Origin of the sequence: Dactylosporangium sp. McL0621, from assembly GCF_049995355.1 — a bacterium.
In the GTDB taxonomy this organism is placed as follows: domain Bacteria; phylum Actinomycetota; class Actinomycetes; order Mycobacteriales; family Micromonosporaceae; genus Dactylosporangium.
The window spans coordinates 12,575,464-12,601,996 of the sequence record NZ_CP188259.1 but is presented as its reverse complement, the minus strand read 5'-3'; the positions used below and the strand labels follow the sequence as shown (position 1 = coordinate 12,601,996).

Genomic DNA, 26,533 nt, shown 5'->3' with positions numbered 1-26,533 from the left:
CTCCGGCACGGCCGCTCTCTCCTAGAGGCCCTCCGACACGGCCGCGGCGACCTTGAGCCAGGCGTCGCGGCTCGCGGAGGTCAGGCCCGGGTAGCGGATCGGCTCGCCCGAGTCGATGAACTTCTCGTAGGGCACGATCAGCACGGTGCGCGTCCGGGCCGCGAAGTGCCGGGTGATCGCGGGCACGTCGACGTGGCGCCGGCTCGGTGGCATGGACACGACCGTCACCGCCTGGCGTACGAGCCGCTGCCGGCCGTGCTGCTCGAGGTGGTCGAGCATGCGCGAGGCGGTCTCGGCCGAGTCGTTGCGCGCCGACATCGTGACCACGAGCTGGTCGGTCGCGTCGATCGCGGCCTGCCAGTTCTCGGCCCGCACGTTGTTGCCGGTGTCCACGACGATCAGCTTGTAGAACCGGCTGACGACGTCGCGGATCTCCCCGAACGCGTCGGCGGTAAGCATCTCGCCCGCGGTCGCCGACTCGTCGGAAGCGAGCACGTCGAACATGCCCTCGCCCTGCGCGCGGACGTACTGCGACAGGTCGCCGACGCGGCCCTGGGCGCCCTTGAAGTTGCCCAGGTCGTGCATCAGGTCGCGGACCGTACGGTTGTGGAAGTCCTGCTGGGCGCGCATGCCCAGGGTGCCCTGGGTCTCGTTGTTGTCCCAGGCCAGCACGTAGCCGCCGCGCTTCTGCCCGAACGTCATCGCGAGCAGCAGCACGGCCACGGTCTTGCCGGCGCCGCCCTTGGGGTTGACGACTGTCACCTGGCGCAGGCCGCCGAAGTTGCGGCGGACCATCTCGACTTCCTGCCGGTACTCCTGCTCACGCCGGCCCGGGGTCACCGCGACGAGGCCCAGGGTGCCCTTGGCGAGCGCGCCGCGGACGCCGCGGGATGCCACCGGGTCGGCCGGCTTGGCCTGGCGGCGCCGGGCGAACTCCTCGGCCGTGGGGGTCGTGCCGTCGTGCCAGTTGTCCTGGGGCATGGGCGGCAGCGGAGGGACGGCGGGGTTCTGGCCGGGCGGGCCGGCGAGTCCCTGGTACGGCCCGGGGGGTCCGGGCGGCATCTGCCCGGGTGGGAACTGCCCGGGTGGGAACTGCCCGGGTGGGAACTGCCCGGGTGGCGGCATTTGTCCCGGCGGGAACTGTCCGGGTGGCATTTGTCCGAAAGGCGGGCCGGGCGGTGGGCCCTGGTGCGGTCCGGGCGGGGGTCCCTGCGGGGGTCCCTGGGGCGGCAGGACGGGGAACGCCTGCGTCGGGGGCGCCGGTGGGAAACCGTCCGGTCCGGGGAACGGCGGCCCGGCCATGGGCGGACCGGGAGGACCCGACATGGGCGGACCGGGTGGGCCTGACATGGGGGGACCCGGCGGACCCGGCATCGGCGGACCCGGCGGGCCCGACATGGGCGGCCCCGGCATCGGCGGACCGGGGACGGGCGGACCAGCCATCGGAGGACCGGGGATGGGCGGGCCGGGCATGGGCGGGCCGGGCATGGGGCCCGGGCCCGGCGGTGGCGGCATAGGGGCGCCGGGCGGCGGACCGCTCACCGGCCACGCGCCGGGAGGAGGCGGCAGCACGCCGGGCGGACCGGGCAGCGGCGGCCCCGGCAGCGGACCCGGAGCGGGCGGCGGCGGGGCGAAGTTGGACGGCGGCGGCGTGGTCGGAGGGGTCGAGTAGATACCCACGGCGGGAGGGCCCGAGATGGGCCCCGGCGGACCCGAGACGGGGGCGGGCGGACCCGACACCGGCCCCGGAGGCCCCGACACCGGCGCAGGAGGACCAGGAATCGGGGCGGGGCCGCCCGGGAAGGAGATAGGAGGGCCGGGGATCGGTGCCGGCGGACCGGAGAACGGGCCAGGGGCGGGCGGACCGGAGAACGGCCCCGGAGCTGGGGGCCCGGAGATCGGACCCGCGCCGGGACCGCCCGAGACCGGCCTCGGAGGGCTCGAAACAGGAGGCTGGAACGGCCCGCCCACCGGAATGCCGCCGGACACGGGGATGCCGTTCCCGCCGCTCAGCGGGATGCCACCCCCCGGCGCCGACACCGGCTCGCCGGCGCTTGGCGCGTGCGGGACCGGGCGGCCGTGCTGCAGGCCGCCCTCCACGCCCGGGCCCGGGCCGAAGATCGGGCCGCGGCCGTTCGGATCGTCCTCGTTGTCGTCCTCGGGCCTGGCGGGGCCGCCGGGCGGTGGCGGGGGCCACGCCAGCGGATCCACCGAGCCGGGCGGCTGTGACCAGGGCGAACCGGCGTGGTCAGACCCCGCGCCGGCGCCCTGAGCCGCGCGTTCACCCCGCCGTCCGTCGATGCTCTCGTCCGGCGGCCAGACCATGTCGTTCACGCTCGATTCCCTCCCCGCGGTGCACTACCACCGTATGCGACGAGTTCGACCTGCGACACTGCTGCGACTACGGGCCCTATGGCACGTACACGCCCCAGGCCCCGCGCTCCATCCACCACGATCGCTTGCGGGTCAGGGTGCCCTCCACGCCGTCGTCGACGAACGGCACCTCGGCGCGCGGCGAGATGGCCACCGCGCGACCGTGGGCGCGGCGGACCTGGATCTCCACGCGGGGGCGGCGGAACAGCCCGCGGGAGGCGACCGGGACGGCGACGGCCACGTCGAGCACGCCGTCATCCATGACCGGCGCGGTGATCAGGGGCAGGCCGTCGACCGTGGCGTACCGGGACGCGTTGGCGACGACCGACATGAGCACGGGCTCGGTGCCGTCGGCCAGGACGGCGTCGTCGACCTCGACGCGGGCCAGGTAGGTGCCGGCCGCCCCGTCGGCGTTGATCCCGCCGAGCAGGGCGCCGTCGAGGGTGACCGAGCCGCCGTCGTTGCGCAGGAGGTCGAGGCGGCGCACGTTGCCGCCCAGCACCGCCGCGGCCACGTCGGCCGGCGCGCGGGGCAGGCCCAGCCGCGTGGCCAGGTCGGTCGGGTCCGGGCCGAGCGGGAGCACGCCGATCGGCGGGAGGTCGGGGATGGTGCGGTCGCCGGGCAGGGACTCCGGGCGCTTGCTGGGCGCGGGGGCGTACCGCCGCACCAGCCGGCGCATGACGGCCCGCAGCTGGCCGTCGGCGGCCGTGGCGACGATCACGCGGGCCTCGGGCAGCGCCGCGAGAGCTGCGTCGATCTCCTTGTCGTCGTGCGCCACGACGGTCCGGACCTCGGCACTTGCCGTGCGCAGGGCGTCGCGGCAGGCGAGAATGGGGGTTCGGGTGCCGCACGCGCCGTTTTCGCAGCCACACTGCGAGTCTTCGCCGAGCGCGAGCAGCACGATGTCGACCACCGTTGTCAGCCTGCCTTTCCGAAGGTTGTTAGCCTGGCACCCCGGGCGAACGCGGGTCGCCCGACCTTGGAGGGCGAGCAGACATGCCAGCGATCGTGCTCATCGGCGCTCAGTGGGGCGACGAGGGCAAGGGCAAGGTTACCGACATGATTGGCGGCGGCGTCGACTACGTCGTGCGCTACTCCGGCGGCAATAACGCGGGTCACACAGTCGTGACGCCGGATGGGCAGAAGTTCGCCCTGCACCTCATGCCTTCGGGCGCGCTGTGGCCCAACGCGGCCATCGTGATCGGCAACGGCGTCGTGATCGACCCGAAGGTCCTGCTCACCGAGATCGACGGGCTCGCCGAGCGCGGCGTCGACGTGTCGCGGTTGATGATCTCGGGCGACGCGCACCTCATCATGCCCCACCACCGGGCCCTGGACCGGGTGGTGGAGCGCTACCTCGGCTCGTCGCGGATCGGCACCACCGGCCGCGGCATCGGCCCGGCCTACGGCGACAAGGTCTCGCGGATGGGCATCCGCGTGCAGGACCTGCTCGACCCGGGCATCCTGCGCAAGAAGCTCGAGATCGTGCTGCGCGAGCGCAACCAGGTGCTCTTCAAGGTGTACAACCGCAAGGAGATCGACGTCGACGCGGTGGTCGAGGAGTACCTCACCTACGCGGAGCGCATCCGGCCGTACATCACGGACACCCGCCAGGTGCTGTGGCGCGGCCTGGAGGAGGGCCGCACGGTCCTGCTCGAGGGCGCCCAGGCCACCATGCTCGACATGGACCACGGCACCTACCCGTTCGTGACGTCGTCCAACCCGACCGCGGGCGGCGCGTGCGTGGGTGCGGGCATCCCGCCGACCGCGATCAGCCAGGTCATCGGCGTGACGAAGGCCTACACGACGCGGGTGGGCTCGGGCCCGTTCCCGACCGAGCTGTTCGACGAGAACGGCGTGCACCTGCGCAAGATCGGCCGGGAGTACGGCACGACCACCGGCCGCGAGCGGCGCACGGGCTGGTACGACGCCGTCGTCGCGCGGTACGCCACCCGGCTCAACGGCATCACCGACCTGGTCGTGACCAAGCTCGACGTGCTCTCGGGCCTGGACAAGGTGCCGATCTGCGTGGCGTACGACGTGGACGGCAAGCGCACCGACGACATGCCGATGACGCAGACCGAGTTCCACCACGCCACCCCGGTCTACGAGGAGCTGCCCGGCTGGTGGGAGGACATCTCCCAGGCCCGCTCGTTCGACGAGCTCCCGGTCAACGCTCGCCGCTACGTCGAGCGCATCGAGGAGCTCGCGGGCACGCGGGTGTCCATCGTGGGGGTGGGCCCGGGCCGGGACGAAAACGTGGTGCGGCACCCGCTCCTCTAGGCTGTCCGGGTGCGCGTACTCCTCATCGGAACGGGCGGCCGCGAGCACGCGCTCGCCGCCGCCCTGGCCGCCGACCCGGCCGTGACCGCCCTCGTCTGCGCGCCCGGGAGCCCGGGCCTGGCGACGCTGGGCGAGCTGGCCGCGGTCGACCCGCTCGACCCGGGCGCGGTGGCCGCGCTCGCCGTCGAGTCGGGCGCCGACCTCGTCGTCGTCGGGCCGGAGGCGCCGCTGGTGGCCGGGGTCGCCGACGCCGTACGCGCCAAGGGCATCCCCTGCTTCGGCCCGTCGCAGGCGGCGGCCCAGCTGGAGGGGTCGAAGGCGTTCGCCAAGGACGTCATGCGCGCCGCGGGCGTGCCGACCGCGCGGTCGTTCGCCTGCACCACGCCGGAGGAGATCGCGGCGGCGCTGGACGAGTTCGCGCCGCCGTACGTGGTCAAGGACGACGGGCTCGCCGCGGGCAAGGGGGTGGTCGTCACCGAGGACCGGGACGCGGCCCTCGCGCACGGCGTGGCCTGCGGGCGGGTCGTCGTGGAGGAGTACCTGGCCGGCCCCGAGGTGTCGCTGTTCGTGGTGACCGACGGCGTGGCGGCGGTACCGCTGCAGCCCGCCCAGGATTTCAAGCGAATCTTCGACGGCGACGAGGGCCCGAACACCGGCGGCATGGGCGCGTACTCGCCGCTGCCGTGGGCCCCGCCCGACCTCGTCGAGCAGGTCATGGCGAGCGTGGTCCAGCCGACCCTGGCCGAGATGCGCCGGCGGGACACGCCGTTCAGCGGCACGCTGTACGTCGGGCTGGCGCTCACCGCCGACGGCCCGAAGGTCATCGAGTTCAACTGCCGCTTCGGCGACCCGGAGACGCAGGCCGTGCTGGCCCGCCTGGAGACCCCGCTCGCCGGGGTGCTGCACGCCGCCGCCGTCGGCCGCCTCGCCGAGGACCCGCCGCTGGCCTGGCGCTCGGGCGCCGCCGTCACCGTCGTCATGGCGAGCGCCGGCTACCCGGAGTCGGCCCACACGGGCGACGTGATCACCGGCGCCGACGGCGTGCCCGGGGTGCTGCACTCGGGCACCGCCCGCCGCGACGACGGCGCGCTGGTCACGGCCGGCGGCCGCGTGCTGACCGGCACCGCGCTCGGCGCGACCCTGGCCGAGGCGCGCGAGGCGGCCTACGCGATCGTGCGCGGGATCTCCTTCGACGGTGCGCAGTTCCGCACCGACATCGCCCTCGCCGCGGCCGAGGGAAGAATCTTCCTGCCGTAGGCAACCCGGCCGGTCGATGCCTCCGTTTCCTCCACGTGACGCTCGATCAGTCCTACCGGGAGTACGTCGCCGGCAACCTCGAACGCCTGCGCCGCACGGCCTTCCTGCTGTGCGGCGACTGGCACACCGCCGACGACCTCGCCTCCACCGTGCTGGTGAAGCTGTACCGGCACTGGCGGCGGGCGACGCGCTTCGAGCACCTGGACGCGTACGTGCGCCGGATGCTCATGCGCGCCTGGCTCGACGAGCGGCGGCGGCCCTGGCGCCGGGAGACGGCCACCGAGGTGATGCCGGAGGCGTTCGCGCCCAGCCCCGACGCCGACCGCCGGCTCGCCGTGCTCTCCCTGCTGGGCTCGCTGCCCCCGCGCCGCCGGGCCGTGCTGGTCCTGCGGTACTTCTGCGACCTCTCCGTCGAGGAGACGGCCGCGGCGCTGGGCTGCAGCGAGGGGACCGTGAAGAGCCAGACGGCCCGGGCGCTGGAGTCGCTGCGGGCCCACATCGGCGAGGGAGAGGCACTGTGGACCTGAGAGAAGCGATGTGGAAGGCCAGCGAGGCCCCGCCCCCCACCGCGATCGACGTCGACCGGCTCGTGGCCGGCGAACGCCGCCGCGCGCGTGGCCTGCGGCTGGCCGGCTTCGCCGCCGTCGTGACCGTGCTGGCCTTCGGCGCGACAATGCTGCCGCGGTACTTCGGCGAGAGCCTGGCCCCGCCAGTGGTGGCCGCGTCCGGCGGCAGGTCGGCGTCGGCCCTGGCGACGCCCCGTCCGGCCGGCTCGCACTCGATGTCCACCACGCCGCCGTGCCAGGTCACGGTGGGCCAGGGCGACCCGCCGCGGCATCCGGTGACCGAATCGTGCGAGCAGGCCACCTCCCGGCTCGCCGCCACTTTCGGCGGAAACTTCCAGCAGGAGCTGGGCAACGACTGGCAGGCGCCCCGGTTTGTGCGGACGCCCGCCGCGGCCGTGGCCTACCTCGCGTCGTGGGACTACGACGTCGGCGGTCACCCCTTCCACCTCAACGTCTACCTCTACGCCAACCCGCAGGCCAAGGCCGAGTGGGCGGACTATCCGTGTGGTTCCGAGTGCCGCCTGGAGACGGTGAACGGCATGCTGGTGAGGATCTCCGGTGGGCCGCAGGTCATGGTCTCGCGGCCCGACGGCACGGAGGTCGTCGTCGACGTCGAGTCCCAGGAGCCCGGGTACGTGCCGCCGATCACCGAGGATCAGGTGCTCAGGCTGGCCACGGCGCCGGAGATGACGCTCTACCCGACCGGCTCCTGAGCCCGCGCGGCCGTCACCGCGGTGATGGCGCGGCCGCGCACCTGCGAGACGGTGAACCGCCAGTCCTGGACGGTCACCGTCTCGCCGGGGGCGGTCGGCAGCTTGCCGAGGCGGGCCAGCACCAGGCCGGCCACCGTGGTGAAGGGCGCGTCCGGGGCGATCTCCAGCGGGATGCGCACGTCGTCGAGGTCGTGGATCGGGAAGGTGCCCGGCAGCAGCACGCTGCCGTCGGCGTTGCGGCGCACGGGCGAGCCGGCGTCGGGGCCGGGCAGCGCGCCGACCACCTCGGCGACGGCGTCGGTGAGGGTCACGATGCCGTCGATCGCCCCGCGCTCGTCGACGACCAGCGCGAGCTCCTGCCGCTCGGCCTTGAAGCGCTGGAGCGCGCCGGCGACCGGGAGCGACTCGGGCAGCAGCAGCGCCGGGCGCATGACGTCGCGCACGGTCGCGGCGGGCGCGGCCCGGACGAGATCGGCCCAGTGCACGATCCCGGTCGCGCTGTCGAGGTCGCCGTTCTCGATCACCGGGGCGCGGGCGTGGCCCGACGTGGCCAGCTCGGCGGCGGCCTGCGTGGCGGGCGTGCCGGCGTGAAGAGCGAAGACCAGCGGCCGTGGTACCAGCACAGCGCGCAGGCTGCGCGCCGTGATCTCGATCGCGCCGGAGATGATCTCGCGCTGCTGCCGCGTGAAGGCGGGCTGGGAGGCGACCAGGTCGCGCAGCTCCTCCGGGCCGATCTCGTCCTGCCGGCGGTGCGGGTCGGCCCCGGCCGCGCGCACGACGAGGTCGCTGGCCGACGCGAGCACCCAGTTGGCCGGGCGCAGGAGGGCCGAGAGCACCCGCAGCGGCCGGGCCACGGCCATCGCCCAGCCCTCGGCACGCTGCATGGCGATCCGCTTCGGCGCGAGCTCGCCGATGACCAGGGTGACGAAGGTGAGCGCCAGGGTGACGACCACGATCGCGACCGGGCCCGACGCCCCGCCGAGGAAGCTCAGCATCGGCTCGACCGGCTCCGAGAGGGACACCGCGGCGGTGGCCGAGGCCAGGAAACCGGCGAGCGTGATGCCGATCTGGATCGTGGACAGGAAGCGGTTCGGGTCGCGGGCGAGGCGGGCGAGCGCACGCCCGGCGCCGTCGCGGCGCTCGAGGCGGCGCAGCTGCCCCTCGCGCAGGGAGATGAGCGCCATCTCGCTGCCGGCGAACGCGGCGTTGAGCAGGGTCAGCAGGAGAACCAGGGCCAGTTCGAACCAGACGTTGTCCATCGGACAACCCACGATAGTGGCCCTAGCTGGGGAAAAGCTGACGGCGAACGATCTTGCCAGTGGCGTTGCGGGGCAGCGCGGCGACGAAGTACACGTCCCGCGGCACGGAGAAGCGGGCCAACCGGTGCCGCACGTACTCGCGCACGGCGTCGGCGTCGACCCGCTCGCCCGGGTGCAGCGCGATCCACGCGGCCAGCCGCTGCCCGAACTCGACGTCGGGCACCCCGGCCACGGCCACCTCGCGGACCTGGGGCAGCTCGGCGATGACGTCCTCGACCGAGGCCGGGTACACGTTCTCGCCGCCGGAGATGACCATGTCGTCCTCGCGGCCGTCGACGAACAGCAGCCCGCCGGCGTCGAGGTGGCCGAGGTCGCCGGTCCCGATGAGGTCGCCGTGGTACTCGCGGCCGGTGCCGTTGGTGTAGCCCTCGAAGAGCATGTCGTTGCCGACGAAGATGCGCCCGATGACGCCCGGGGGCTGCGGGGTGCCCGCGGCGGACAGAATCGCCACCCGCGTGCCGTGCGGGGGGCGCCCGGCGGTGCCCGGCGCGGCGCGCAGCTCCTGCGGCACGGCGATCGAGGCCCACGAGGCCTCGGTCGAACCGTAGAGGTTGTAGAGCACGTCGCCGTACACATCCATGAACCGTGTCGCCAGGGGGCCGGTCAGCGCCGAGCCCGAGACCGCGACCACCTTCAGCGTCGGCGTCCGGGTCGCGGGGGCTTCCAGGATTCGCTGGAGCATCACCGGTACCGCGAACATGGAGGTGCAGTGGTGCGCGTTGACCGAGGCCAGGGCGCTCGCGGGCGCGAAGCGGCGGTTCAGCACGATGGTGCCGCGCAGGGCGAGGCAGAGCTGCAGGGCGGCCAGCCCCCAGGTGTGGAAGAGCGGCGCGGCCACGAACATCCGCTCGCCGGCGTTGAGCGGGATGCGCGACACGACCGTGGCGAGCGGGCCGAGCCCGGCCGGGTTGCGGCGCCGGGCGCCCTTGGGTGCGCCGGTGGTGCCGCTGGTCAGCACCACGATCGAGCCCGGCTCGGCCGGCGGGGCGAGCTCGTCGGCGGGCGCGCGGTGGATGAGCTCCTCGAGCCGCTCGGTCGACTGCCGGGACAGATTCGGCGGTACCGCGGCCAGCATGCCCAGGAAGGTCTCGTCGTGCAGCAGCAGCTGCAGACCCTGATCGTGGGCGACCGCCTCGACCTGCGCGTTGCCCAGGCCGGTGTTGACGAGCACCGCCTGGGCGCCGAGCGCGACGACCGCCATCATCGACTCGATCATCGTCGCGGAGTTCTCGCACAGCAGCCCGACGCGGTCGCCGGGGCGGACGCCGAGCTCGACGCGCAGGGCGTTGGCGATGCGGCGGACCCGCAGGTCGAGCTCGCCGTAGGTGACCTGGCGGCGCTCGTCGATGATCGCGGGGCGGTTCGGGTCGCGGGCGGCGGCGGAGCGCATCTCGCCGTAGAGGCCGAAGCCCCAGCGGCGCAGCGCGTTGAGCTGGCGGACCACCCGGGCCGGGCTGGCGGGGTTGAGCACCTTGCGGCGGGCGAGCGTGCGCAGTACGAATCCGGCGTCCATCGGCGGCGGGACTCCTCGTTCTGATATTTCGGCCTATGAGGGGTAAGTCCGAAAACCTACCCCTCCGGCCGCTGGTGCGCGAGGTCAGCGGATGTACGTGCCGGAGATCGCACGGGCGATCACCAGGCGCTGGATCTCGCTGGTGCCCTCGAAGATGGTGTAGATCTTGGCGTCGCGGAACCAGCGCTCGACCGGGTGCTCCCGCAGGAAGCCCGCGCCGCCGAGGATCTGGACCGCCTTCTCGGTGACCGCGACGGCCACCTCGCCGGCCTTGAGCTTGCTCATCGAGCCCTCGCCGGCCTCGAAGACGCGGTTGTTGCGCCCCATCCACGCGGCCCGCCATACGAGCAGCCGGGCGGCGTCGATCTCCATGCGCATGTCGGCCAGGGCGAACGCGATGGCCTGGTTCTCGATGATCGGGCGGCCGAACTGCACGCGGCCCTTGGCGTACTCCAGCGCGTACTCGTACGCGGCCCGCGCCACGCCGAGCGCCTGCGCGCCGACGGCCGGGCGGGACAGCTCGAAGGTACGCATCGCCGCCTGACCCTGCGCCTTGCGACCCTCGCGGGCCCGGGCCAGCCGCTCCTGGAGCGCCTCCCGGCCGCCGAGCACGAGCTCGCCGGGGACCCGCACGTCGTCGAGGAACACATCGGCGGTGTGGGAGGCGCGCAGGCCGAGCTTCTTGAGCTTCTTCGTGCCGTTGAGCCCGGGGGTGCCCGGCGGCACGATGAACGCGGCCTGGCCCCGCGAGCCCAGCTCGGGCTCGACGCTGGCCGTCACCACGTGCACGTTGGCGATCCCGCCGTTCGTCGCGTACGCCTTCTGGCCGTTGATCACCCACTCGTCCGCGGCCTCGTCGTAGCGGGCGCGGCTGCGCATCGAGCCGACGTCGGAGCCGGCCTCGGGCTCGGTGGTGCAAAACGCGGCGACCTTCGGGTCGTCGGCGTCGCCGAAGCACTGCGGCACCCACTCCACCATCTGGTCGGGCGTGCCGCTGCCATAGATCGCGGCCACGGCCAGGCTGGTGCCGAAGATGGCCATGCCGATGCCGGCGTCGCCCCAGAAGAGCTCCTCGTTGGCGAGGCACAGGGAGAGGCCGGACGGGTCGGCCCAGGCGTTGGCGAGGAACTCGAAGCCGTACAGGCCGATCTTCGCCGCCTCCTGGATCACCGGCCAGGGGGTCTCCTCGCGGGCGTCCCACTCCGCGGCGGCCGGGCGCACGACCTCGGCCGCGAAGCCGTGCACCCAGTCGCGGAGATCCCGCTGTTCCTCGTTCAGGTCGAGCGAGAACTCGGGCATCGCGATCAGGCCTTGGGGATGTCGAACAGGTTCGCGATGTTGGCGGCGAGGCCCAGGTCGCCCTTGGCCTTGAGCTTGCCGGTCATGAACATCATCATGGGGTTGCCGACACCGGAGACGACCTTGAGGAAGTCGACCGGGCCGACGGTGATCGAGAGCTTCGGGTCCTGGTCGGGGCTCGGCGACAGCGTGCAGGCACCGTTGGCGATGACCAGCTCGTAGGAGTCGGTGCCGCCGTCCGGCGCACCGGTGATGTTCCAGTGAATGATCGCGTTGGTCGAGCCGGCGCGGTCGGCGCGGAACAGCTCCGGGAACCGGGAGAAGATCGTGTCCAGGATCGTCTTGCGCTGCGGGCTGTTCATGAGGTCGGCCAGCTGCGAGTCCGGCGCGTTCTTCACCAGCTGCGCGAACTGCTTCGGGTCGATGTTGTTGAAGTCGCCCAAGGCGTCGAGGTCGGACATGATGAGCCCTTCATTCGGGATAAGCTACTCGTGCGTAACCTTACGCATGAGTAGGTAAGGTGGCAAGATATATGGAGTCCTACGATGCTCAGCTGTCGCCTAGGGCGTCGTCCTCGAAACGCCTCCCCCGCGTAGTGCGCGAGCAGCAGATGCTCGACGCCGCGGTGAAGGTCTTCTCCAGGCGCGGCTTCCACGCCGCGTCGATGGACGAGATCGCGGAGGTGGCCGGCATCTCCAAGCCGATGGTGTATGCGTACCTCGGCACCAAGGACGAGCTGTTCCTGACCTGCCTGCAGCGCGAGGCGACCCGGCTCATGGAGGCGGTCGCGGCCGGCGTGGTGCCCACCGCGCGCCCCGACGAGCAGCTGTGGAACGGGCTGCGGGCGTTCTTCGCCTTCGTCGGCGCGCACCGCGACGGCTGGCAGGTGCTCTACCGCCAGGCCCGCAGCGAGCCGCCGTTCGCGGCCGAGCTCTCGGCGATGCGCACCCGGATCGTGGAGCTCGTCGCCGGCCTGCTCGAGGGCGCCTGGGCCCAGGCCGAGGCGAACCGCACCGCCGGGGCCGACGACTTCCTCGCGATGGCCTTCGCCTACGTGGGCGCGGCCGAGTCCCTCGCGGACTGGCTGGCCGACCACGCCGAGGAGGACCCGGAGCACACGGCGACCCGGATGATGAACTTCGTCTGGGTCGGCGCGGACGCGCTGCTGCAGGGCCGCGTCTGGCGGGCTTAGGGGCTGTACAGCCCCTAACTCATCCCGACCGCCGGCACCTGGGTCAGGCCCACGCCTACCAGCGCGCCGAGCAGCAGCAGGGTGCCCACCACGGTCGCGATGTGCATCGCGTTGCGGTGCTTGGGCGGCGCATAGGCGAACCCGGCCGCCACCACCGCCCCGACGATCAGCCCGCCGACGTGCGCCTGCCAGGAGATGTACTGGCTGAAGCTGAACGTCACCACGAGGTTGAAGATCAGCACGGGCACCACGCTGGCGATGCTCAGCCGCAGCTTGCGCAGGATCACGATGAGCGCGGAGAACATGCCGAACACCGCGCCCGACGCGCCGGCGCTGGCCACGTTCGGCGCGGCCAGAAGGAAGACGAGCACGCCGCCGCCGAGGCCGCAGAGCAGGTACAGCGCCAGGAAGCGGGCCCGCCCGAGCGCCGTCTCCAGGGGCCGGCCGAGCACCCACAGCGCCCACATGTTCATCGCCAGGTGCAGCAGCCCGTAGTGCAGCCACATGGCCGTGAAGATCTGGTAGAAGTTGCCGTCGGCGACGCTGTCGCCCGCGACCCGCACGCCCGAGCGGGTGGCGAAGTACGGCACCTCGGCGCCCCAGTCGTGCAGCGGCGTCGACCCGCCGAGCAGGCCGCCGAGCCCGCCGCCACCGAGACCGTCCGCGGCGCCGCGGCCCGCGCTGATGATCCCGATGATGAAGACCATCACGTTGATCACGATCAGCGTGATGGTCACCGTGCCGGCCGAGCCGGCCTGGGTGCCGCCGAACGCCGTGCGCGCCTGCCGCTGCGTGCGGCTGCCCTCGCGGACGCAGTCCGGGCACTGGAACCCGACCGAGGCCTCGTTCATGCAATCGGGGCAGATCGGCCGGTCACACCGGGTGCACCGGACGTACGTCTCGCGGCTGGGGTGCCGGTAGCAGACGGGGACCACGTTCGCCGGCGGCTGAGTCATGCTGACAAGGTTAGCCAGGACTCACCCACGGCCCGGCGGCGCGCGGCCCCGTCCGCTTCCCGTGGTCGTTTCAGCTGGTGCGCTCGACCGTGACGCTGTTGATCACGATGTCGTTCACCGGGCGGTCCATGCGGCCCGTCTGGGCGGCGGCGATCTGGTCGACGACCTTGCGGGAGTCGTCGTCGGCGACCTCGCCGAAGATCGTGTGCTTGCCGTTGAGGTGCGGGGTCGGCCCGACGGTCACGAAGAACTGCGACCCGTTGGTGCCCTGGCCGAAGCGCACGCCGGCGTTGGCCATGGCCAGCAGGTAGGGCCGGTTGAACTGCAGCTCCGGGTGGATCTCGTCGTTGAAGTTGTAGCCCGGGCCACCGGTGCCGGTGCCCGTCGGGTCGCCGCCCTGGATCATGAAGCCGCTGATCACACGGTGGAAGATGACGCCGTCGTAGTACGGGCCCTTGCCCGCCTCACCCGTGCGCGGGTCCGTGTAGTCCTTGGTGCCCTCGGCGAGCTCCACGAAGTTGCGCACGGTCTTCGGGGCGCGGTTGGGGAACAGCTCAAGCCGGATATCGCCGACATTCGTGTGCAGCGTCGCGAACAGTTGCTCGGCCACCAGTTCTCCCTTTCCTTGGTGACATTCCGTCATCACGGTATCCGACGCGGATTCTGCCGGTTCCGGGTGTACGGGGGCCCCGTTGGATGCAGGATCAACTGCAGCGGGCCTGGCCGTGAGGTTCCCCCTGGTCGGATCGGGGTAACCGAGGATGGACGGATATCGCGCCTCGGGAGGTGGAGCAAGTGTTTCGACGTCGTCAGGTGCAGTCGCACACCCGGCTCATGAAGGACGAGCTCGGGGAGAGCCTGGACCACCTGCGGATGGCCGCGGCGCATGCCGCCGATGGCGCTTCGGGCGCCTTGGCGCCACGCGTCGACGCGGCTCGCAAGGTGGTGAAGCCGCGGCTGGACAACGGCCTGAACATGGCTATGGGCAGCATGGAGTCGGCCATGGACCTGGCGCGCCAGCGCGGGAAGCAGGCCGGGCGCCAGGCGGAGAAGATGAGCCGCAAGGGCCGGAACAAGCTGATGCGCCAAGAGCCCAAGAAGTCGCGGCGGCTGCCGATGGCGATCGGCGGCATGATGATCGCGGGTACGGCCGTGGCCGCGGCCGCGTATATGCGCCGGCGCCGTGACGAGCGGACGTGGGACGAGTACGGCGCGACGCGCACGACCGGTGACACCGGCTCGATGCTCGACGCCGCCAAGCACACCATGGACGCCGGCGTCGACAAGGCCCGCACGATGGGGGAGGCGGCCAAGGACCGCGCCTCCGACCTGATCGGGCACAAGGGCACCAACGAGGGCCCGGGTGGCACCACCGAGTACGACAAGCACCCGATGCCGCACACGATCTCGAAGAACGGTCGCTCGTAGTCGTAGTAGCCCGATCACGCAGACGGCCCGTCCCCGGCCACGGGGGACGGGCCTTGCTGTTTCTCGCGCTTCGCTCCCCATGGGTGGAGCTCCGCTCCACCCAAACCCCCTCCCACACGTGGGTCGCCGTCCGTGGCCGTAGGGGGCGGGTTCGTTCGGCTGCGGGCCTTCGCGGACCGCGCCGGCTCCCACGTCCTTCGTGACGTGCGCCTCGGTCCCCTTCGGTTCGGGCCCTTCGGCCCTTCGGCCTTCCCCGGGCCTGAGCAGGCCTACAGCCAGCCGCTTCGTCTGAAGCCCCAGAACAGGGCCCCGCTCCCGGCGAGCATCAGGGCCATCACGCCGGGGTAGCCGAAGACCCAGTGGGTCTCGGGCATGTAGTCGAAGTTCATGCCGTAGATGCCCGCGATCGAGGTCACGACGGCGGCGATGGCGGCCCAGGCGGCGATCTTGCGCATGTCGTTGTTCTGGTCGACGCTCACCTGGGCCAGGCGCGCGGCCAGAACCGAGTTGATCACGTCGTCGAGGTACAGCGTCTGCTCCACGGCGCGGGCTAGGTTGTCGGCCACGTCGCGGAAGTAGCGGCGGATCTCGTCCGGCATGTCGGCCAGGTTGCTGGTGACCAGGCCGTTCATGGGGCGCTGGAGCGGCAGCACGGCCCGCTTGAACTCCATCAGCTCGCGCTTGAGCTGGTAGATGCGCTGGATGCGGTCGGCGCTGCGGCGGCCCCGGTTGCCCTGGGGGCTGAACACCTGGTCCTCGACCGCGGCGACGTCCTCCTCGATGTTCTGCGCGACGTCCACGAGCGTGTCGACCACGCTGTCGGCGACCGCGTACGCGACCGCCCACGGGCCGCGGGCCAGCACCTCCTGCCGCCGCTCCAGCCCCGAGCGGACCGGGGCGAGCCGGCTGGCGTCGCCGTGCCGGACGGTGATGATGAAGTGCTCGCCGATGAACATCAGCACGTCGCCGGTCTCGACCACCTCGCTGGTGTCGGTGAGCTCGTCGTGCTCGACGTACCGGGCCGTGCGCATGGTCAGGAAGATCATCTCGCCGTACTGCTCGACCTTCGGCCGCTGCCGCGAGAGCACGGCGTCCTCGACCGCGAGCTCGTGCAGCTGGAACGTCTCCGCGATCGCCGCCATCTCCGCGGCCTGCGGCTCCTTGAGCCCGATCCACACGAAGCCCCGGTGCCGCCGGGCCGCGTGCAAGGCCTCGGTGTAGTTGCGCTCGCCGGGCTGGCGGATGCCGTCGATGTACAGGGCGCAGTCCACGATCGCGCTGCGCTCCGGCGCGGACGGCGACTTGTCGGTGAGCGGCGCGGAGTTGTTGAGTATCCGCGACATCGCCCGGACCGGCCGGGACAGCGCGCGCTGCAGTGCACCGGAGTTGGGGTGCTGTTCGTCGGCCATCTCGACCTCCCGGGTGGGACGGGGGCCGGCCCGCACGATGTTGGCACCGGGCGGACCGACCGCAGGTGGGGGGTGGGGGCGCGGTCGGCCCACCCGGTGCCGTTGGGGGGCGGGGGGTGATGCCTTTGCGGCGCACTCGTAAAGCGCGCCGGGCTGGATTTTGATCCATCCGGTACCGGCTGGGGAACCACCCCCACCATCACGGTTTGGTGTCAGGTTTCTTGGAGTGCTGCCGCGCGGTGAACCTCAGGCGGACTTGCGCACGGCCTCGATCGCCGCGGCCAGGCGCTGCACGCCCTCCTCGACCTGGTCGGTCAGCACCGCCGAGAACGCCAGGCGCACCGAGTGCCGCCCGCCCTCGAGCAGGAAGTCGGAGCCCTTGACCACGGCCACGCCGAAGTCCTGGGCCGCCACCTTCTCCAGCTCGGTGGTGTCGACGTCGTCGGGCAGCTCCACCCAGAGGAAGTAGCCGCCGTCCGGCTCCACGAAGGTGGCGTCGGGGATGTGCTTGCGCAGCCCGTCGGCCAGCAGCCGGGCCCGCTCGCCCAGCGTCGCGGCGACCTTCTCGATCGAGCGCTCGATGTCGCCGCTGACGCAGAACTGGTGCGTCACCGCCTCGGCCACCATGCTCGGCGAGATGTAGATCGTCGTCGCCTTCTTGGCGATGCCGCCGATCGTCGTCTTCGGCCCGACCAGGTAGCCGACCCGCAGGCCGGGCGCGATGGTCTTGGTGAACGAGCTCGCGTGCACCACGACGCCGGCGGTGTCCTGGGACAGCATCGTCGGCAGCTTCTCGCCCCGCCAGCGGATGTCCGCGTACGGGTCGTCCTCGAAGATCGTGAAGCCGTACTCCTGGGCCAGCGTCAGCAGCTCGGACCGCTTGCGCGCCGAGAGGGTGACCCCGGCCGGGTTCTGGAAGTTCGGGATGATGTGCGCCAGGACCGGGCGGACGCCGCTGTCGAGCAGCGCGCGCAGCTCGGCGACGTCGATGCCGTCGGCCTCGAGCGTGACCGGGTGGACCTCGGCGCCCAGGTTGCGCAGGTTGAGCAGCGTGCGGTCGTAGGTGGGCTTCTCCACGACGACCGCGTCGCCCGGCTTCACCAGGTGCTCGAAGAGCAGGGCATCGGCCTGCATCGAGCCGTTGGTCACGATGACCTGGTCGGCCTCCACGCCGTGCTTCCCGGCGATCCACGTGCGCAGCGGAAGGTAGCCCACGGACGTGCCGTAGGCCGTGATGCCGGCCGGGTCCGCCTCGAAGGCGCGGACAGCGGCCGCCTTGAGCCCGTCGACGTCGATGATGTCGAGACTGGGCGCGCCACGAGCGAAAGAAATCAGCTGCATGTCTGGCAGCCTACGCACGCGCGGGCTGACCGTTCAGCCGAGTTCCCGCCCTCCACCTGGGGTGTAACGCGCCGGTCCCGCCGTTCTTGCGGCCGGACGGGGCCGGCGCGCCAGATTTCACGCCGAGATTGATGTCTGGACCCAGACTCGCATGATGTCGCGCACGGAAATGACTCCCAACACATCGTCGCCGTCGAGCACGACCAGGTGACGGAAGCCGCCGCGGACCATGGCGGCCGCGGCCTCCTCGATCGTCCAGGCCGGGCCCGCGTAGACGACCTCCCAGGTGATGTGGTCGGCCGTCCGCTCGACATCGGGGTCGAGGTCGGTGCCGATCGCGTTGAGGATGTCCCGCTCGGTGATGATGCCCACGCCGGAGCCGTCCGGGTCGAGGACGATCGCCGAGCCGACCTTCCGCCGGGCCATGAGCCCCGCGGCCTGCCGGAGGGTGTGGTCCGGGCCGAGTTGCACGACGGCCGTCGACATCGCTTCGTGTACCTGCATTGGTGATCACTCCTCGCGAGGGCACGGTTACGGCAAATGGTCCCGTGCTACCCGCGAAGTCTCAAGACCTGCTCACCCGCGGGTGCGGGCAGATACAGTTGGCCAACGTGCGGTTCCTCAACGACCAGACGCCCGGCTACGACCTGACCTACGACGACGTCTTCATGGTGCCGAGCCGCTCGGCGGTGGAGTCGCGGATGCAGGTCGACCTCACCACCCGCGACGGCAGCGGCACGACGATCCCGATCATCGTGGCGAACATGACCGCGGTCGCCGGGCGCCGGATGGCCGAGACCGTGGCCCGCCGCGGCAGCCTCGCGATCATCCCGCAGGACATCCCGATCGACGTCGTCGGCGAGGCGGTGTCCTGGGTCAAGCAGCGCCACCTCGTGCACGACACCCCGATCACCCTCGGCCCGACCGAGACCGTCTCGCTCGCCCTCGACCTGCTGCCGAAGCGGGCCCACGGCGCGGTGATCGTCGTGGAGGACAGCCGCCCGGTCGGCGTGGTGACCGAGGCCGACTGCGTCGACGTCGACCGCTTCAGCCAGCTGCGCAGCGTCATGTCGAGCAACCTGCTCACCCTGCCCGACGACGTGACGCCGGAGGAGGCGTTCAACCGCCTAACGGCCGGCCACCACCGCCTGGCCCCGGTCATCGACCCCGCGGGCCGGCTGGTCGGCATCCTCACCCGCAACGCCGCCCTGCGCGCCACGCTGTACTCCCCGGCCGTCGACGGCGAGAACCGGCTGCGCATCGGGGCCGCGATCGGCATCACCGGCGACGCCGCCGGCCGCGCCGACAAGCTGCTCGCCGCCGGGGTCGACGTGCTCGTCGTGGACACCGCGCACGGCCACCAGGAGCGGATGATCAGCACCCTGCGCGCCGTGCGGGCGCTCAACCCGTCGGTGCCGGTCGTGGCCGGCAACGTGGTCACCCGCCAGGGCGCCGCCGACCTGCTGGCCGCGGGCGCCGACATCGTCAAGGTCGGCGTCGGCCCCGGGGCCATGTGCACGACCCGGATGATGACCGGTGTCGGCCGGCCCCAGTTCTCCGCGGTGCTCGAGTGCGCCGAGGAGGCGCGCCGCCACGGCGGGCACGTGTGGGCCGACGGCGGCGTCCGCCACCCGCGCGACGTGGCCCTGGCCCTCGCCGCCGGCGCGTCCAACGTGATGATCGGCTCCTGGCTGGCGGGCACCCACGAGTCGCCGGGCGACCCGCGCCGCGACCCCGACGGCCGGCTCTACAAGGAGAACTTCGGCATGGCCTCGGCCCGGGCCGTGAGCCGCCGCACCGCCGACGACAGCGTCTACGAGCGGGCCCGCAAGGCCCTGTTCGAGGAGGGCATCTCGACCTCGCGGATGTACCTCGACCCGCGCCGCCCGGGCGTGGAGGACATCCTCGACGCGATCGTCGCCGGCGTGCGCAGCGCGTGCACCTACGCGGGCGCCGCGGATCTGGCCGAGTTCGCCGAACACGCCACGGTGGGTGTGCAGAGCGCGGCCGGCTACGCCGAAGGCAAGCCTCTCGATGTCAGCTGGTAGAAGACCTCGGAATTACCTCAAAGACCGGATAGTCGGGTGTCCCGCAGGTCACGTAAGGTGCACGTCGTGAACTTCGCTCGCGACCCCCTCGGCTTGTGACCCGCGGGCCGTTGCTGCGCCGTTTGCAGGGGCTGCGCGGCGCGTCACGATTCGTCGGTGCGGGTCTGCTCGACCAGGTCGTGATCGCCGCGGCCAACTCGGCGAACACGCTCCTGGGTGGCATCCTGCTGCCCAAGGAGCAGTTCGGCGCGCTCGCCCTGGCGCTCGCCGTCGGGTACTTCGCCATGTACCTCAACCGCGCCATCGTCGGCGACGTCCTGCTCGCGCTCGCGTCCCGCTACGACGGCGAGCCGCGCATCCGGCTGGCCCGCAACGGCCTGGCCACCGCGCTCTGCTCCGGTCTCGTCACGACCGTCGTGTTCGTGGTGCTGTGGGCGGCGTGGCCGAATCGCGGCGAGATCGACCTGCACCAGCTCATCTGGCTGGCGCCGTTCATGGTGCCGATCATGCTGCACGACACCGCGCGCTGTGACTACCTGGCCGACCGGCGGCCGGACAAGGCGCTCGGCATCGACATGGTCTGGGCCGGCACCCAGGCGATCATGGTCGCGATCATGGTCGCCACGCACACCTCCAGCGCGGGCGGGCTGCTCGCGGTCTGGGGCGTCGGCGCGACCGCCGGCATCACCGTCTACCTGCTGCGCGAGCGGCGCCTGCCGTGGCAGGGCCAGCCGCTGGCCTGGCTGGCCGAGACCCGCCACCTGTCGAGCTGGTTCACCATCACCGCGGTCGTCGCCCAGGTGCAGGTGCTGGCGATCAGCTTCGTCGTGGCCGGGCGCCTGTCCAAGATCGACCTGGGCAACCTGCGCTTCGTGCAGACGGTGCAGCTGCAGCCGGTACAAAATCTGATCACCGCCATCCAGAGCCTGCTGGTGCCGCGGGCCTCCCGCAACGCCGCCGCGGCGGCCCGGCCCGGCCCGGAGGGGGCCGAGGCGGCCACGGCCCTGCGCCGGCAGACCCGCACCCTCGCGACCGCGTTCGCCGTGCTGGGCGCGCTGATGGTGCTGATCGTCTGGCCGGTCGTGTCGTGGGTGCTCGTGCACACGCACAAGTTCTCCGAGGCCGCCCCGCTGGCCCTGCCGATCGCCCTGCAGGGGGCGGTCTACCTGCTGCAGGTGCCGTTCACGGCGGCCATGCGCGGCATGCACCGGGCCCGGATGCTGTTCCTGCAGTACGTCGTGTTCGCCGTCGTCTCGCTGAGCGGCCTGACGCTCGGGGCCGAGTACGGCGGCCTGCACGGCGCGGCCTGGGGCCTGCTGACCGGCTCGACCGCGGGGCTGATCTGCATGGTGATGCTCTACATGTACGCCGTGCGCTGGGTCGGCCCGCCCGCCGGCAGTCCGGCGCCGGCCCGCCCGGCCGCCCCGCAAAACGCCTAGCACCCACAAAACGTTCAGCGGGTAACTGCGCGGTATACCTCGATCAGGCGCTCTGTCAGCACGTCCGGAGAGAACTGCGACTCGTAGCGGGCCCGGGCCACCGGGGCCAGCGCGGCGGCGCCGTCGCGGGCCTTCGACAACCCCTCGGCCAGGGCGGCGGGCTCCGGCTCCACGACCCAGCCCGCATCGCCGGCCAGGTAGGGCAGGCCGCCCCGGTCGGTGACGAGCACCGGCCGGCCCCCCGACAGCGCCTCGAGCACGATCGTCGGCAGCACGTCGTGCCAGGTGGAGGCGGCGATCACGCACGCCGCCCGGGCGATCTCAGCGCGTACCCCCGCGTTGTCGATCGGCCCGAGGTACGTGACGTCGGAGCGGGTCGCCGCGGCGCGCTCGGCCAGCGGGCGCAGCGGCCCGTCGCCGGCGATGCGCAGCGGGCCGAGTGCCCCGTCCTCGTGCCGCGACCAGGCGTCCAGCGCCAGCTCCAGGCCCTTCTCGGGGGTGAGCCGGGCGGCGTAGAGGAACCCGTCGCCGGGGGCGGTGGCCGCGCCCGCGTCGGGGATGCCGTTGGGCTTGACGGTGATCCGCTCGGCCGGGATGCCGAAGTCGGTCAGGTGCGCGGCGATGCGGTCGGTGAGCGCGATGAAGTGGTCGACCTGCTTCCACGTGCCGCGGTGGTACGCCAGCGTCGCCGCCATCACCGCCGACTGCGCCTTCGAGCCGCGGTAGCACGTGTGCGTCACGGCCGGCAGGGGGAACGCCTTGCCGCGGCACTCGGTGCAGATGTGGCCGTCGCGGAAGTACAGGCCCGGCGCGCACACCTGGCGGTAGTTGTGCACCGTGTGCACGACCGGGACACCGTGCGCGTGGGCCGTCTTCACCACCGTGGGTGAGAGCAGCGGATACGGATTGTGAAGGTGTACGACGTCCGGCTTCTCGCTCTTCAGGAGCGCGGCGAGCGCCTTCTGTGACTCCCCGTTGCGGATCGGTGACAGCGGCAGGAGCACCTTCTGCGCCGTGGAGAACGTGCCGATCTCGTCGGAGCTGCGCAGGAACGGCAGCACGGTGACCCCGGCCGCGCCGAGCTGCGCGATCTCGGCGTCGACGATCACGTTCTCGCCGGAGGGCTGCCCGGACGCGTATCGATTGTGTGCGACGACCACCTTCATGATGAGGAAAGCCTACGGACCCCCGGGTGAGGCAGACTGTACGGGTGCCCGAGCTTCCCGAGGTCGAGGCGCTCGCCGCGTTCCTGCGGGAGCGTGCCGCCGGCCACACCATCGACCGCATCGAGGTCTCCTCGCTGAGCGCGCTGAAGACCTTCGACCCCCCGATCACGGCCGCGGCCGGCCAGCCGATCACCGGCGCCTCCCGGCACGGCAAGTTCCTCGACGTGCACATCGGCGAGGATCTGCACCTCATCACGCATCTGGCTCGGGCGGGGTGGCTGCACTACCGCGACGCGTTCAACGCCAAGACCCCGCTCAAGCCCGGGTCGGGCCCGATCGCCGTGCGCGTGCGCCTCGACGACGAGTCCGGCTTCGACCTGACCGAGGCGGGGACGAAGAAGAGCCTCGCGGCGTACTTCGTGAAGGACCCCCGCCTCGTCCCCGGCATCTCCCGCCTCGGGCCCGACGCCCTCGCGGTGAACGCGGACGAGTTCGCCGCCGCGATGCGCTCCCGCAAGGGCCAGATCAAGGGCGTCCTGACCGACCAGACGATCCTCGCCGGGGTCGGCAACGCGTACTCCGACGAGATCCTGCACGCCGCGAAGATGTCTCCGTTCGCGCTGACCAGCAAGATCCCGGACGAGGCGATGGCCCGGCTGCACGCGGCGATGCGCACCGTGCTCACCGACGCCGTCGCGCGCTCGGTCGGGCAGAAGGCGGCCACGCTCAAGTCCGAAAAGCGCTCCGGCCTGGCCGTCCATGCGCGCACCGGGCTGCCGTGCCCGGTCTGCGGCGACACCGTCCGCGAGGTGTCGTTCGCGGACACGTCGCTGCAGTACTGTCCGACCTGCCAGACCAACGGCAAGCCCTTGGCGGACCGGCGGCTGTCGAAGCTCGTACGCTGACCGCCGTGCGTCGTGCGTTCCTCTTGGCCTTCGCGGCCTTCTTCCTCCTCGGTGCGGCCTGGGCCCTCGCCCTGCCGGTGAACGGGACCTACGACGAGAAGCAGCACCTCGTCCGGGCCTACGCGGTGTGGACGGGCCAGTGGCTGCCGCATGAGCGGACCGCGGACGCGAGCGGCATCGAGACCAGCGCGTTCACCGGCCCGCGCAGCCTGCTGCCGGAGAACGCCGACTGCACCTGGATCGACAAGCCCGCCTACCACCCGGCGAGCTGCCTGGTGACGGTCGGCGACCACGCGGACACGCTGATGCCGAGCGCGGCCGCGCGGTACAGCCCGGTCTATTACGCCCTCGTCGGCCTGCCGCTGCGGATCAGCCCCGACGGCACCGGCCTGATCTGGGCCCGGCTGCTGTCCGCGGCGCTGTCGGCGGCCCTGCTCGCGGCGGCGGTGGCGATCGCGCCCGGCCGACTGGAGCGGCTGGCCGTGGTGCTGGTCACCACCCCGATGCTGGCGAACCTGGCCGGTTCCCTCAACCCCAACGGGCTGGAGATCGCCGCGGCCGTGCTGCTGTTCGTGGCGCTGCTGCACCGCCGGTGGGGGCTCGCCGGGGCCGGGGCCGCGCTGCTGTTCACCGTGCGGGACCTGGGGCCGTTCTTCGCGCTGGCCGCCGTGCTCATCGCGCTCTTCGTGACCGGGCAGCATCCACGGGTACTGCGGCAAAAGGCCTTTCTCGTTCCGGCCGCGCTCGGCGCCGCGTTCGCGGTGTTCTGGGCCGCGGTCGCCTCCCGCGGCAGCGATCTCGTGCCGGGCCGGCCGGTGCCGCCGACGACCTCCGGCGCGATCCTCTCCGACATCGCGCACGGCCGCGCCGAGTTCTGGGCCCGTCAGATCGTGGGCCAGTTCAACTACGGCGAGACCACGATCTCGATCGCCGTCATCGCGCTGTGGTACCTGCTGTGCGCCGCCCTGGTCCTGCCCGCCCTCGTGTTCGGCGACCGGCGCCTGCGGCTCGGCATCGGGGCCGCCTTCGTCGGCAGCGCGGCGCTGCTGGTGGCCCTGGAGCTGTACTTCGCGCCGAAGGTCGGCCAGTTCGCGCACGGACGGTACGTGATGCCCCTCGGCGTCGGCGTGCTCCTCCTCGCGCCGTTGGCCACCGGTTACACAGGGTGGCTGTCGTCCTCGCGGTGGCTGGAGTGGGCGCTTGTGGCCGCGGCGGCGCTGACGGTACCGATGCAGCTCTATGCCCTGGCCCGGGTCATGACCCGCTTCCAGCGCGGCATCTCGGCCGGGCTCAACCCCTTCGGGGGAGCGTGGTCACCCCCGCTGGGCACCCTCGTGCCGCTTCTGTGTGCTTTGGTGGGTGCTGGGCTACTCGGGGTGATTGTCACGCGCAGTTCTGTCCGCCCTACGCCAGTGCACTCGACAGCCAACACGTTCAGCAACTAGTGTCGGCCGGTCGTCATCGGTTGCTACGGCGCTCATGGGACACTTTGCACGTGCTTTCCGGTGTCCGTGAACCAGCAGCAACGGACCTAGTCGTAACCGGCCGAGCAGAGCTGTGCCGCGATCACTGCGTCGCGGCACGAGAGGACGCACTGAGGTGACCGCTAGTCTCCAACGTCCGGCCACCCCGCCGAGCCGGAGATCGACCTTGGGTGAACTCGACAGCTTCGAGATCCTGCCGGACCACGCGGTAGTCCCCCCCAACGGTGTGCCACGGTCGGGCTGGCAGCGGACGAAGCGGGCGGCGCGGTGGCACCGGCCCTACGCGGCCATCCTGGTCCTGCTCGACGTGTGCGGGGTGGCGTTCTCCTCGTTCATCGCCGAGACCAACCTGGCCAACGCCGACGTCGGCTTCAAGGACGAGCCGGGCCTGTTCGGCGTCATCGCCTACCTGGCGCTCCCCGCCGTGTGGCTGCTGGTCCTGTGGGGCCACGGCGCCTACGACCGCCGCTACCTCGGCACCGGCACCGACGAGTTCAAGCGGGTCGTGCGCGCCTCCTGGACCGTGGTGGCGATCGTCGCCTTCGCCGCGTTCGCGTTCAAGATCCAGCTCTCCCGGTTCTCGGTCGGCTCCGCGCTGATCGGCGGGCTCGTGTTCGTGCTCGTGCTGCGGTACATCGCGCGCCGGTCCCTCGTGTTCGCCCGCACGAAGTTCCACCTGGCCACCCACCGCATGCTGCTCATCGGCACGCTGCAGGAGGCGCTGGAGGTCCACTCGGCGATCGCCCGCGACCCCGCCTCCGGGCTGGTGCCGGTCGGCATCCACCTGATCGAGGGCTACGCGCCGCAGCCGACCAAGATCACTCCGGTCCCCGTGCACGCCGGCCGCGACATCCTGTCCCTGGTGCGCGAGCTCAACGCCGACACGATCGCGGTCTGCGGCTCGGCCAGCGCCGAGCCCGTGGAGCTGCGCCGGCTCGCCTGGCAGCTCGAGGGCACCGGCATCGACCTCGCCGTGGCGCCGCAGCTCACCGACATCGCCGGGCCGCGCGTGCACATCCGCCCGATCGAGGGCATCCCGCTGCTCTACGTCGAGGAGCCGAAGCTCTCCGGCGTCGCCTGGCTGTTCAAGAACATCCTCGACCGCATCCTCGCGCTGCTCGGCCTGCTGATCGTCCTGCCGTTCTTCCCGTTCATCGCGCTGGCCATCCGGATGTCGGACCCGGGCCCGATCTTCTTCCGCCAGCCGCGCATCGGCCGCGAGGGCAAGATGTTCCGGGTCTGGAAGCTGCGCACGATGTACGTCGACGCCGAGGAGCGCCTCGCGACGCTGCACGACCAGAACGAGAGCGACGGGCTGCTCTTCAAGATGAAGAACGACCCGCGCGTGTTCCGGGTCGGCCGGTGGCTGCGGGCGTCCTCCATCGACGAGCTGCCCCAGCTGATCAACGTGCTCATGGGCGAGATGTCGCTGGTCGGGCCGCGGCCGCTGCCCGCCGAGGACGGCGACTTCCTCGGTGACGTGCGCCGGCGGCTGCTGGTGCGCCCGGGCATCACCGGCCTGTGGCAGGTCTCCGGCCGCAGCGAGCTGAGCTGGGACGACGCCGTCCGTCTGGACCTGTACTACGTCGACAACTGGTCGCTGGTGCTGGATCTGCACACGATGTGGCGGACCATCTGGGTCGTGGTCTTCCGCAAGGGCGCCTACTAGGCCGCGAAAGTCCACACTGTTTCCCCCGAGCGCGCGTGAGCGCCGGCAAAGAGTGGCCGCGTGCGGCCATGGGGGTGCGGGGTGGGAACCCCCCGCCGCGTATCGGACGAAGTCCGCGCCAGGCTAGGAAAGCAGCAACACCGAGCGCGCGTGAGCGCCGGCAGAGAGTGGCC

At 72.1% G+C, this 26,533-nt stretch carries 23 protein-coding genes; 11 read left to right on the top strand and 12 right to left on the bottom strand.

Annotated features, from left to right (window positions below):
- Window positions 1-21: 21 nt before the first annotated feature.
- A complete protein-coding gene (locus ACPPVO_RS59865; RefSeq protein WP_426514919.1) occupies window positions 22-1,698 on the bottom strand; it encodes a MinD/ParA family ATP-binding protein in 1,677 nt (558 codons plus the stop codon).
- Window positions 1,699-2,410: 712 nt separating this feature from the next.
- Window positions 2,411-3,286: a diacylglycerol kinase family protein gene (locus ACPPVO_RS59860; RefSeq protein WP_426508871.1), complete on the bottom strand. Its 876-nt coding sequence runs from the start codon at window positions 3,284-3,286 to the stop codon at window positions 2,411-2,413.
- An 83-nt stretch (window positions 3,287-3,369) separates the two neighbouring features.
- On the opposite strand from ACPPVO_RS59860, the gene ACPPVO_RS59855 reads away from it, so the two are divergent.
- The 4 genes from ACPPVO_RS59855 to ACPPVO_RS59840 are packed head-to-tail and all read left to right on the top strand — an operon-like array spanning window position 3,370 to window position 7,192.
- Window positions 3,370-4,656 carry an adenylosuccinate synthase gene (locus tag ACPPVO_RS59855; protein ID WP_426508870.1) on the top strand — a complete coding sequence of 429 codons (1,287 nt, stop codon included), beginning with the start codon at window positions 3,370-3,372 and terminating at the stop codon, window positions 4,654-4,656.
- Between the two features lie 9 nt (window positions 4,657-4,665).
- Complete coding sequence (purD, locus tag ACPPVO_RS59850; RefSeq protein WP_426508869.1) at window positions 4,666-5,913, top strand: phosphoribosylamine--glycine ligase; 1,248 nt, start codon at window positions 4,666-4,668, stop codon at window positions 5,911-5,913.
- A 35-nt stretch (window positions 5,914-5,948) separates the two neighbouring features.
- Window positions 5,949-6,440 carry a SigE family RNA polymerase sigma factor gene (locus ACPPVO_RS59845; RefSeq protein WP_426508867.1) on the top strand — a complete coding sequence of 164 codons (492 nt, stop codon included), beginning with the start codon at window positions 5,949-5,951 and terminating at the stop codon, window positions 6,438-6,440.
- Window positions 6,431-7,192 carry a hypothetical protein gene (locus tag ACPPVO_RS59840; RefSeq protein ID WP_426508865.1) on the top strand — a complete coding sequence of 254 codons (762 nt, stop codon included), beginning with the start codon at window positions 6,431-6,433 and terminating at the stop codon, window positions 7,190-7,192. The genes ACPPVO_RS59845 and ACPPVO_RS59840 overlap by 10 nt, the downstream gene beginning before the upstream one ends.
- Here the strand turns inward: ACPPVO_RS59840 and ACPPVO_RS59835 are convergent.
- The 4 genes from ACPPVO_RS59835 to ACPPVO_RS59820 form a co-directional block, all read right to left on the bottom strand.
- Window positions 7,174-8,451 carry a hemolysin family protein gene (locus ACPPVO_RS59835; protein WP_426508863.1) on the bottom strand — a complete coding sequence of 426 codons (1,278 nt, stop codon included), beginning with the start codon at window positions 8,449-8,451 and terminating at the stop codon, window positions 7,174-7,176. The two genes, ACPPVO_RS59840 and ACPPVO_RS59835, sit on opposite strands and share 19 nt — an antisense overlap.
- Before the next feature lie 22 nt (window positions 8,452-8,473).
- Entirely contained in the window at window positions 8,474-10,024 is a 1,551-nt protein-coding gene (locus ACPPVO_RS59830) for an AMP-binding protein (RefSeq protein ID WP_426508861.1), read from the bottom strand.
- Between the two features lie 84 nt (window positions 10,025-10,108).
- Window positions 10,109-11,323: an acyl-CoA dehydrogenase family protein gene (locus ACPPVO_RS59825; RefSeq protein WP_426508859.1), complete on the bottom strand. Its 1,215-nt coding sequence runs from the start codon at window positions 11,321-11,323 to the stop codon at window positions 10,109-10,111.
- A 5-nt stretch (window positions 11,324-11,328) separates the two neighbouring features.
- A complete protein-coding gene (locus ACPPVO_RS59820) occupies window positions 11,329-11,784 on the bottom strand; it encodes an SCP2 sterol-binding domain-containing protein (RefSeq protein ID WP_426508857.1) in 456 nt (151 codons plus the stop codon).
- A 71-nt stretch (window positions 11,785-11,855) separates the two neighbouring features.
- Here ACPPVO_RS59820 and ACPPVO_RS59815 point away from each other — a divergent pair, with 71 nt between their 5' ends.
- On the top strand, window positions 11,856-12,515 hold the full coding sequence (locus tag ACPPVO_RS59815; RefSeq protein ID WP_426508855.1) for a TetR/AcrR family transcriptional regulator: 660 nt from the start codon (window positions 11,856-11,858) through the stop codon (window positions 12,513-12,515).
- Window positions 12,516-12,529: 14 nt separating this feature from the next.
- Here the strand turns inward: ACPPVO_RS59815 and ACPPVO_RS59810 are convergent, their stop codons facing one another.
- Window positions 12,530-13,471 carry a rhomboid family intramembrane serine protease gene (locus ACPPVO_RS59810; protein ID WP_426508853.1) on the bottom strand — a complete coding sequence of 314 codons (942 nt, stop codon included), beginning with the start codon at window positions 13,469-13,471 and terminating at the stop codon, window positions 12,530-12,532.
- Window positions 13,472-13,541: 70 nt separating this feature from the next.
- Window positions 13,542-14,081, bottom strand: coding sequence for a peptidylprolyl isomerase (locus ACPPVO_RS59805; protein WP_360368355.1), 540 nt, complete (start codon window positions 14,079-14,081; stop codon window positions 13,542-13,544).
- 185 nt (window positions 14,082-14,266) lie between these two features.
- On the opposite strand from ACPPVO_RS59805, the gene ACPPVO_RS59800 reads away from it, so the two are divergent.
- Window positions 14,267-14,899, top strand: a complete 633-nt coding sequence (locus tag ACPPVO_RS59800; protein WP_426508851.1) for a hypothetical protein — start codon at window positions 14,267-14,269, stop codon at window positions 14,897-14,899.
- A 269-nt stretch (window positions 14,900-15,168) separates the two neighbouring features.
- Here ACPPVO_RS59800 and ACPPVO_RS59795 read toward each other — a convergent pair whose 3' ends face one another.
- The 3 genes from ACPPVO_RS59795 to ACPPVO_RS59785 form a co-directional block, all read right to left on the bottom strand.
- Window positions 15,169-16,308 carry a magnesium and cobalt transport protein CorA gene (locus ACPPVO_RS59795; protein ID WP_426508849.1) on the bottom strand — a complete coding sequence of 380 codons (1,140 nt, stop codon included), beginning with the start codon at window positions 16,306-16,308 and terminating at the stop codon, window positions 15,169-15,171.
- A gap of 246 nt (window positions 16,309-16,554) precedes the next feature.
- Entirely contained in the window at window positions 16,555-17,649 is a 1,095-nt protein-coding gene (locus tag ACPPVO_RS59790) for a PLP-dependent aminotransferase family protein (protein ID WP_426508848.1), read from the bottom strand.
- A gap of 117 nt (window positions 17,650-17,766) precedes the next feature.
- Window positions 17,767-18,153: a CBS domain-containing protein gene (locus tag ACPPVO_RS59785; RefSeq protein WP_360368366.1), complete on the bottom strand. Its 387-nt coding sequence runs from the start codon at window positions 18,151-18,153 to the stop codon at window positions 17,767-17,769.
- A gap of 164 nt (window positions 18,154-18,317) precedes the next feature.
- Here ACPPVO_RS59785 and ACPPVO_RS59780 point away from each other — a divergent pair, with 164 nt between their 5' ends.
- Window positions 18,318-19,697, top strand: a complete 1,380-nt coding sequence (locus ACPPVO_RS59780; protein ID WP_426514918.1) for a GuaB1 family IMP dehydrogenase-related protein — start codon at window positions 18,318-18,320, stop codon at window positions 19,695-19,697.
- Between the two features lie 95 nt (window positions 19,698-19,792).
- Complete coding sequence (locus tag ACPPVO_RS59775; RefSeq protein ID WP_426508846.1) at window positions 19,793-21,136, top strand: hypothetical protein; 1,344 nt, start codon at window positions 19,793-19,795, stop codon at window positions 21,134-21,136.
- A 14-nt stretch (window positions 21,137-21,150) separates the two neighbouring features.
- Here the strand turns inward: ACPPVO_RS59775 and ACPPVO_RS59770 are convergent, their stop codons facing one another.
- Window positions 21,151-22,302: a glycosyltransferase family 4 protein gene (locus ACPPVO_RS59770; RefSeq protein WP_426508844.1), complete on the bottom strand. Its 1,152-nt coding sequence runs from the start codon at window positions 22,300-22,302 to the stop codon at window positions 21,151-21,153.
- Between the two features lie 44 nt (window positions 22,303-22,346).
- On the opposite strand from ACPPVO_RS59770, the gene ACPPVO_RS59765 reads away from it, so the two are divergent.
- The 3 genes from ACPPVO_RS59765 (at window position 22,347) to ACPPVO_RS59755 (ending at window position 26,360) form a co-directional block, all read left to right on the top strand.
- Window positions 22,347-23,207: an Fpg/Nei family DNA glycosylase gene (locus ACPPVO_RS59765; protein ID WP_426508843.1), complete on the top strand. Its 861-nt coding sequence runs from the start codon at window positions 22,347-22,349 to the stop codon at window positions 23,205-23,207.
- Between the two features lie 5 nt (window positions 23,208-23,212).
- Window positions 23,213-24,652, top strand: coding sequence for a DUF2142 domain-containing protein (locus ACPPVO_RS59760; RefSeq protein ID WP_426508841.1), 1,440 nt, complete (start codon window positions 23,213-23,215; stop codon window positions 24,650-24,652).
- Window positions 24,653-24,857: 205 nt separating this feature from the next.
- Window positions 24,858-26,360: a sugar transferase gene (locus ACPPVO_RS59755; protein ID WP_426508840.1), complete on the top strand. Its 1,503-nt coding sequence runs from the start codon at window positions 24,858-24,860 to the stop codon at window positions 26,358-26,360.
- Window positions 26,361-26,533 lie beyond the last annotated feature (173 nt).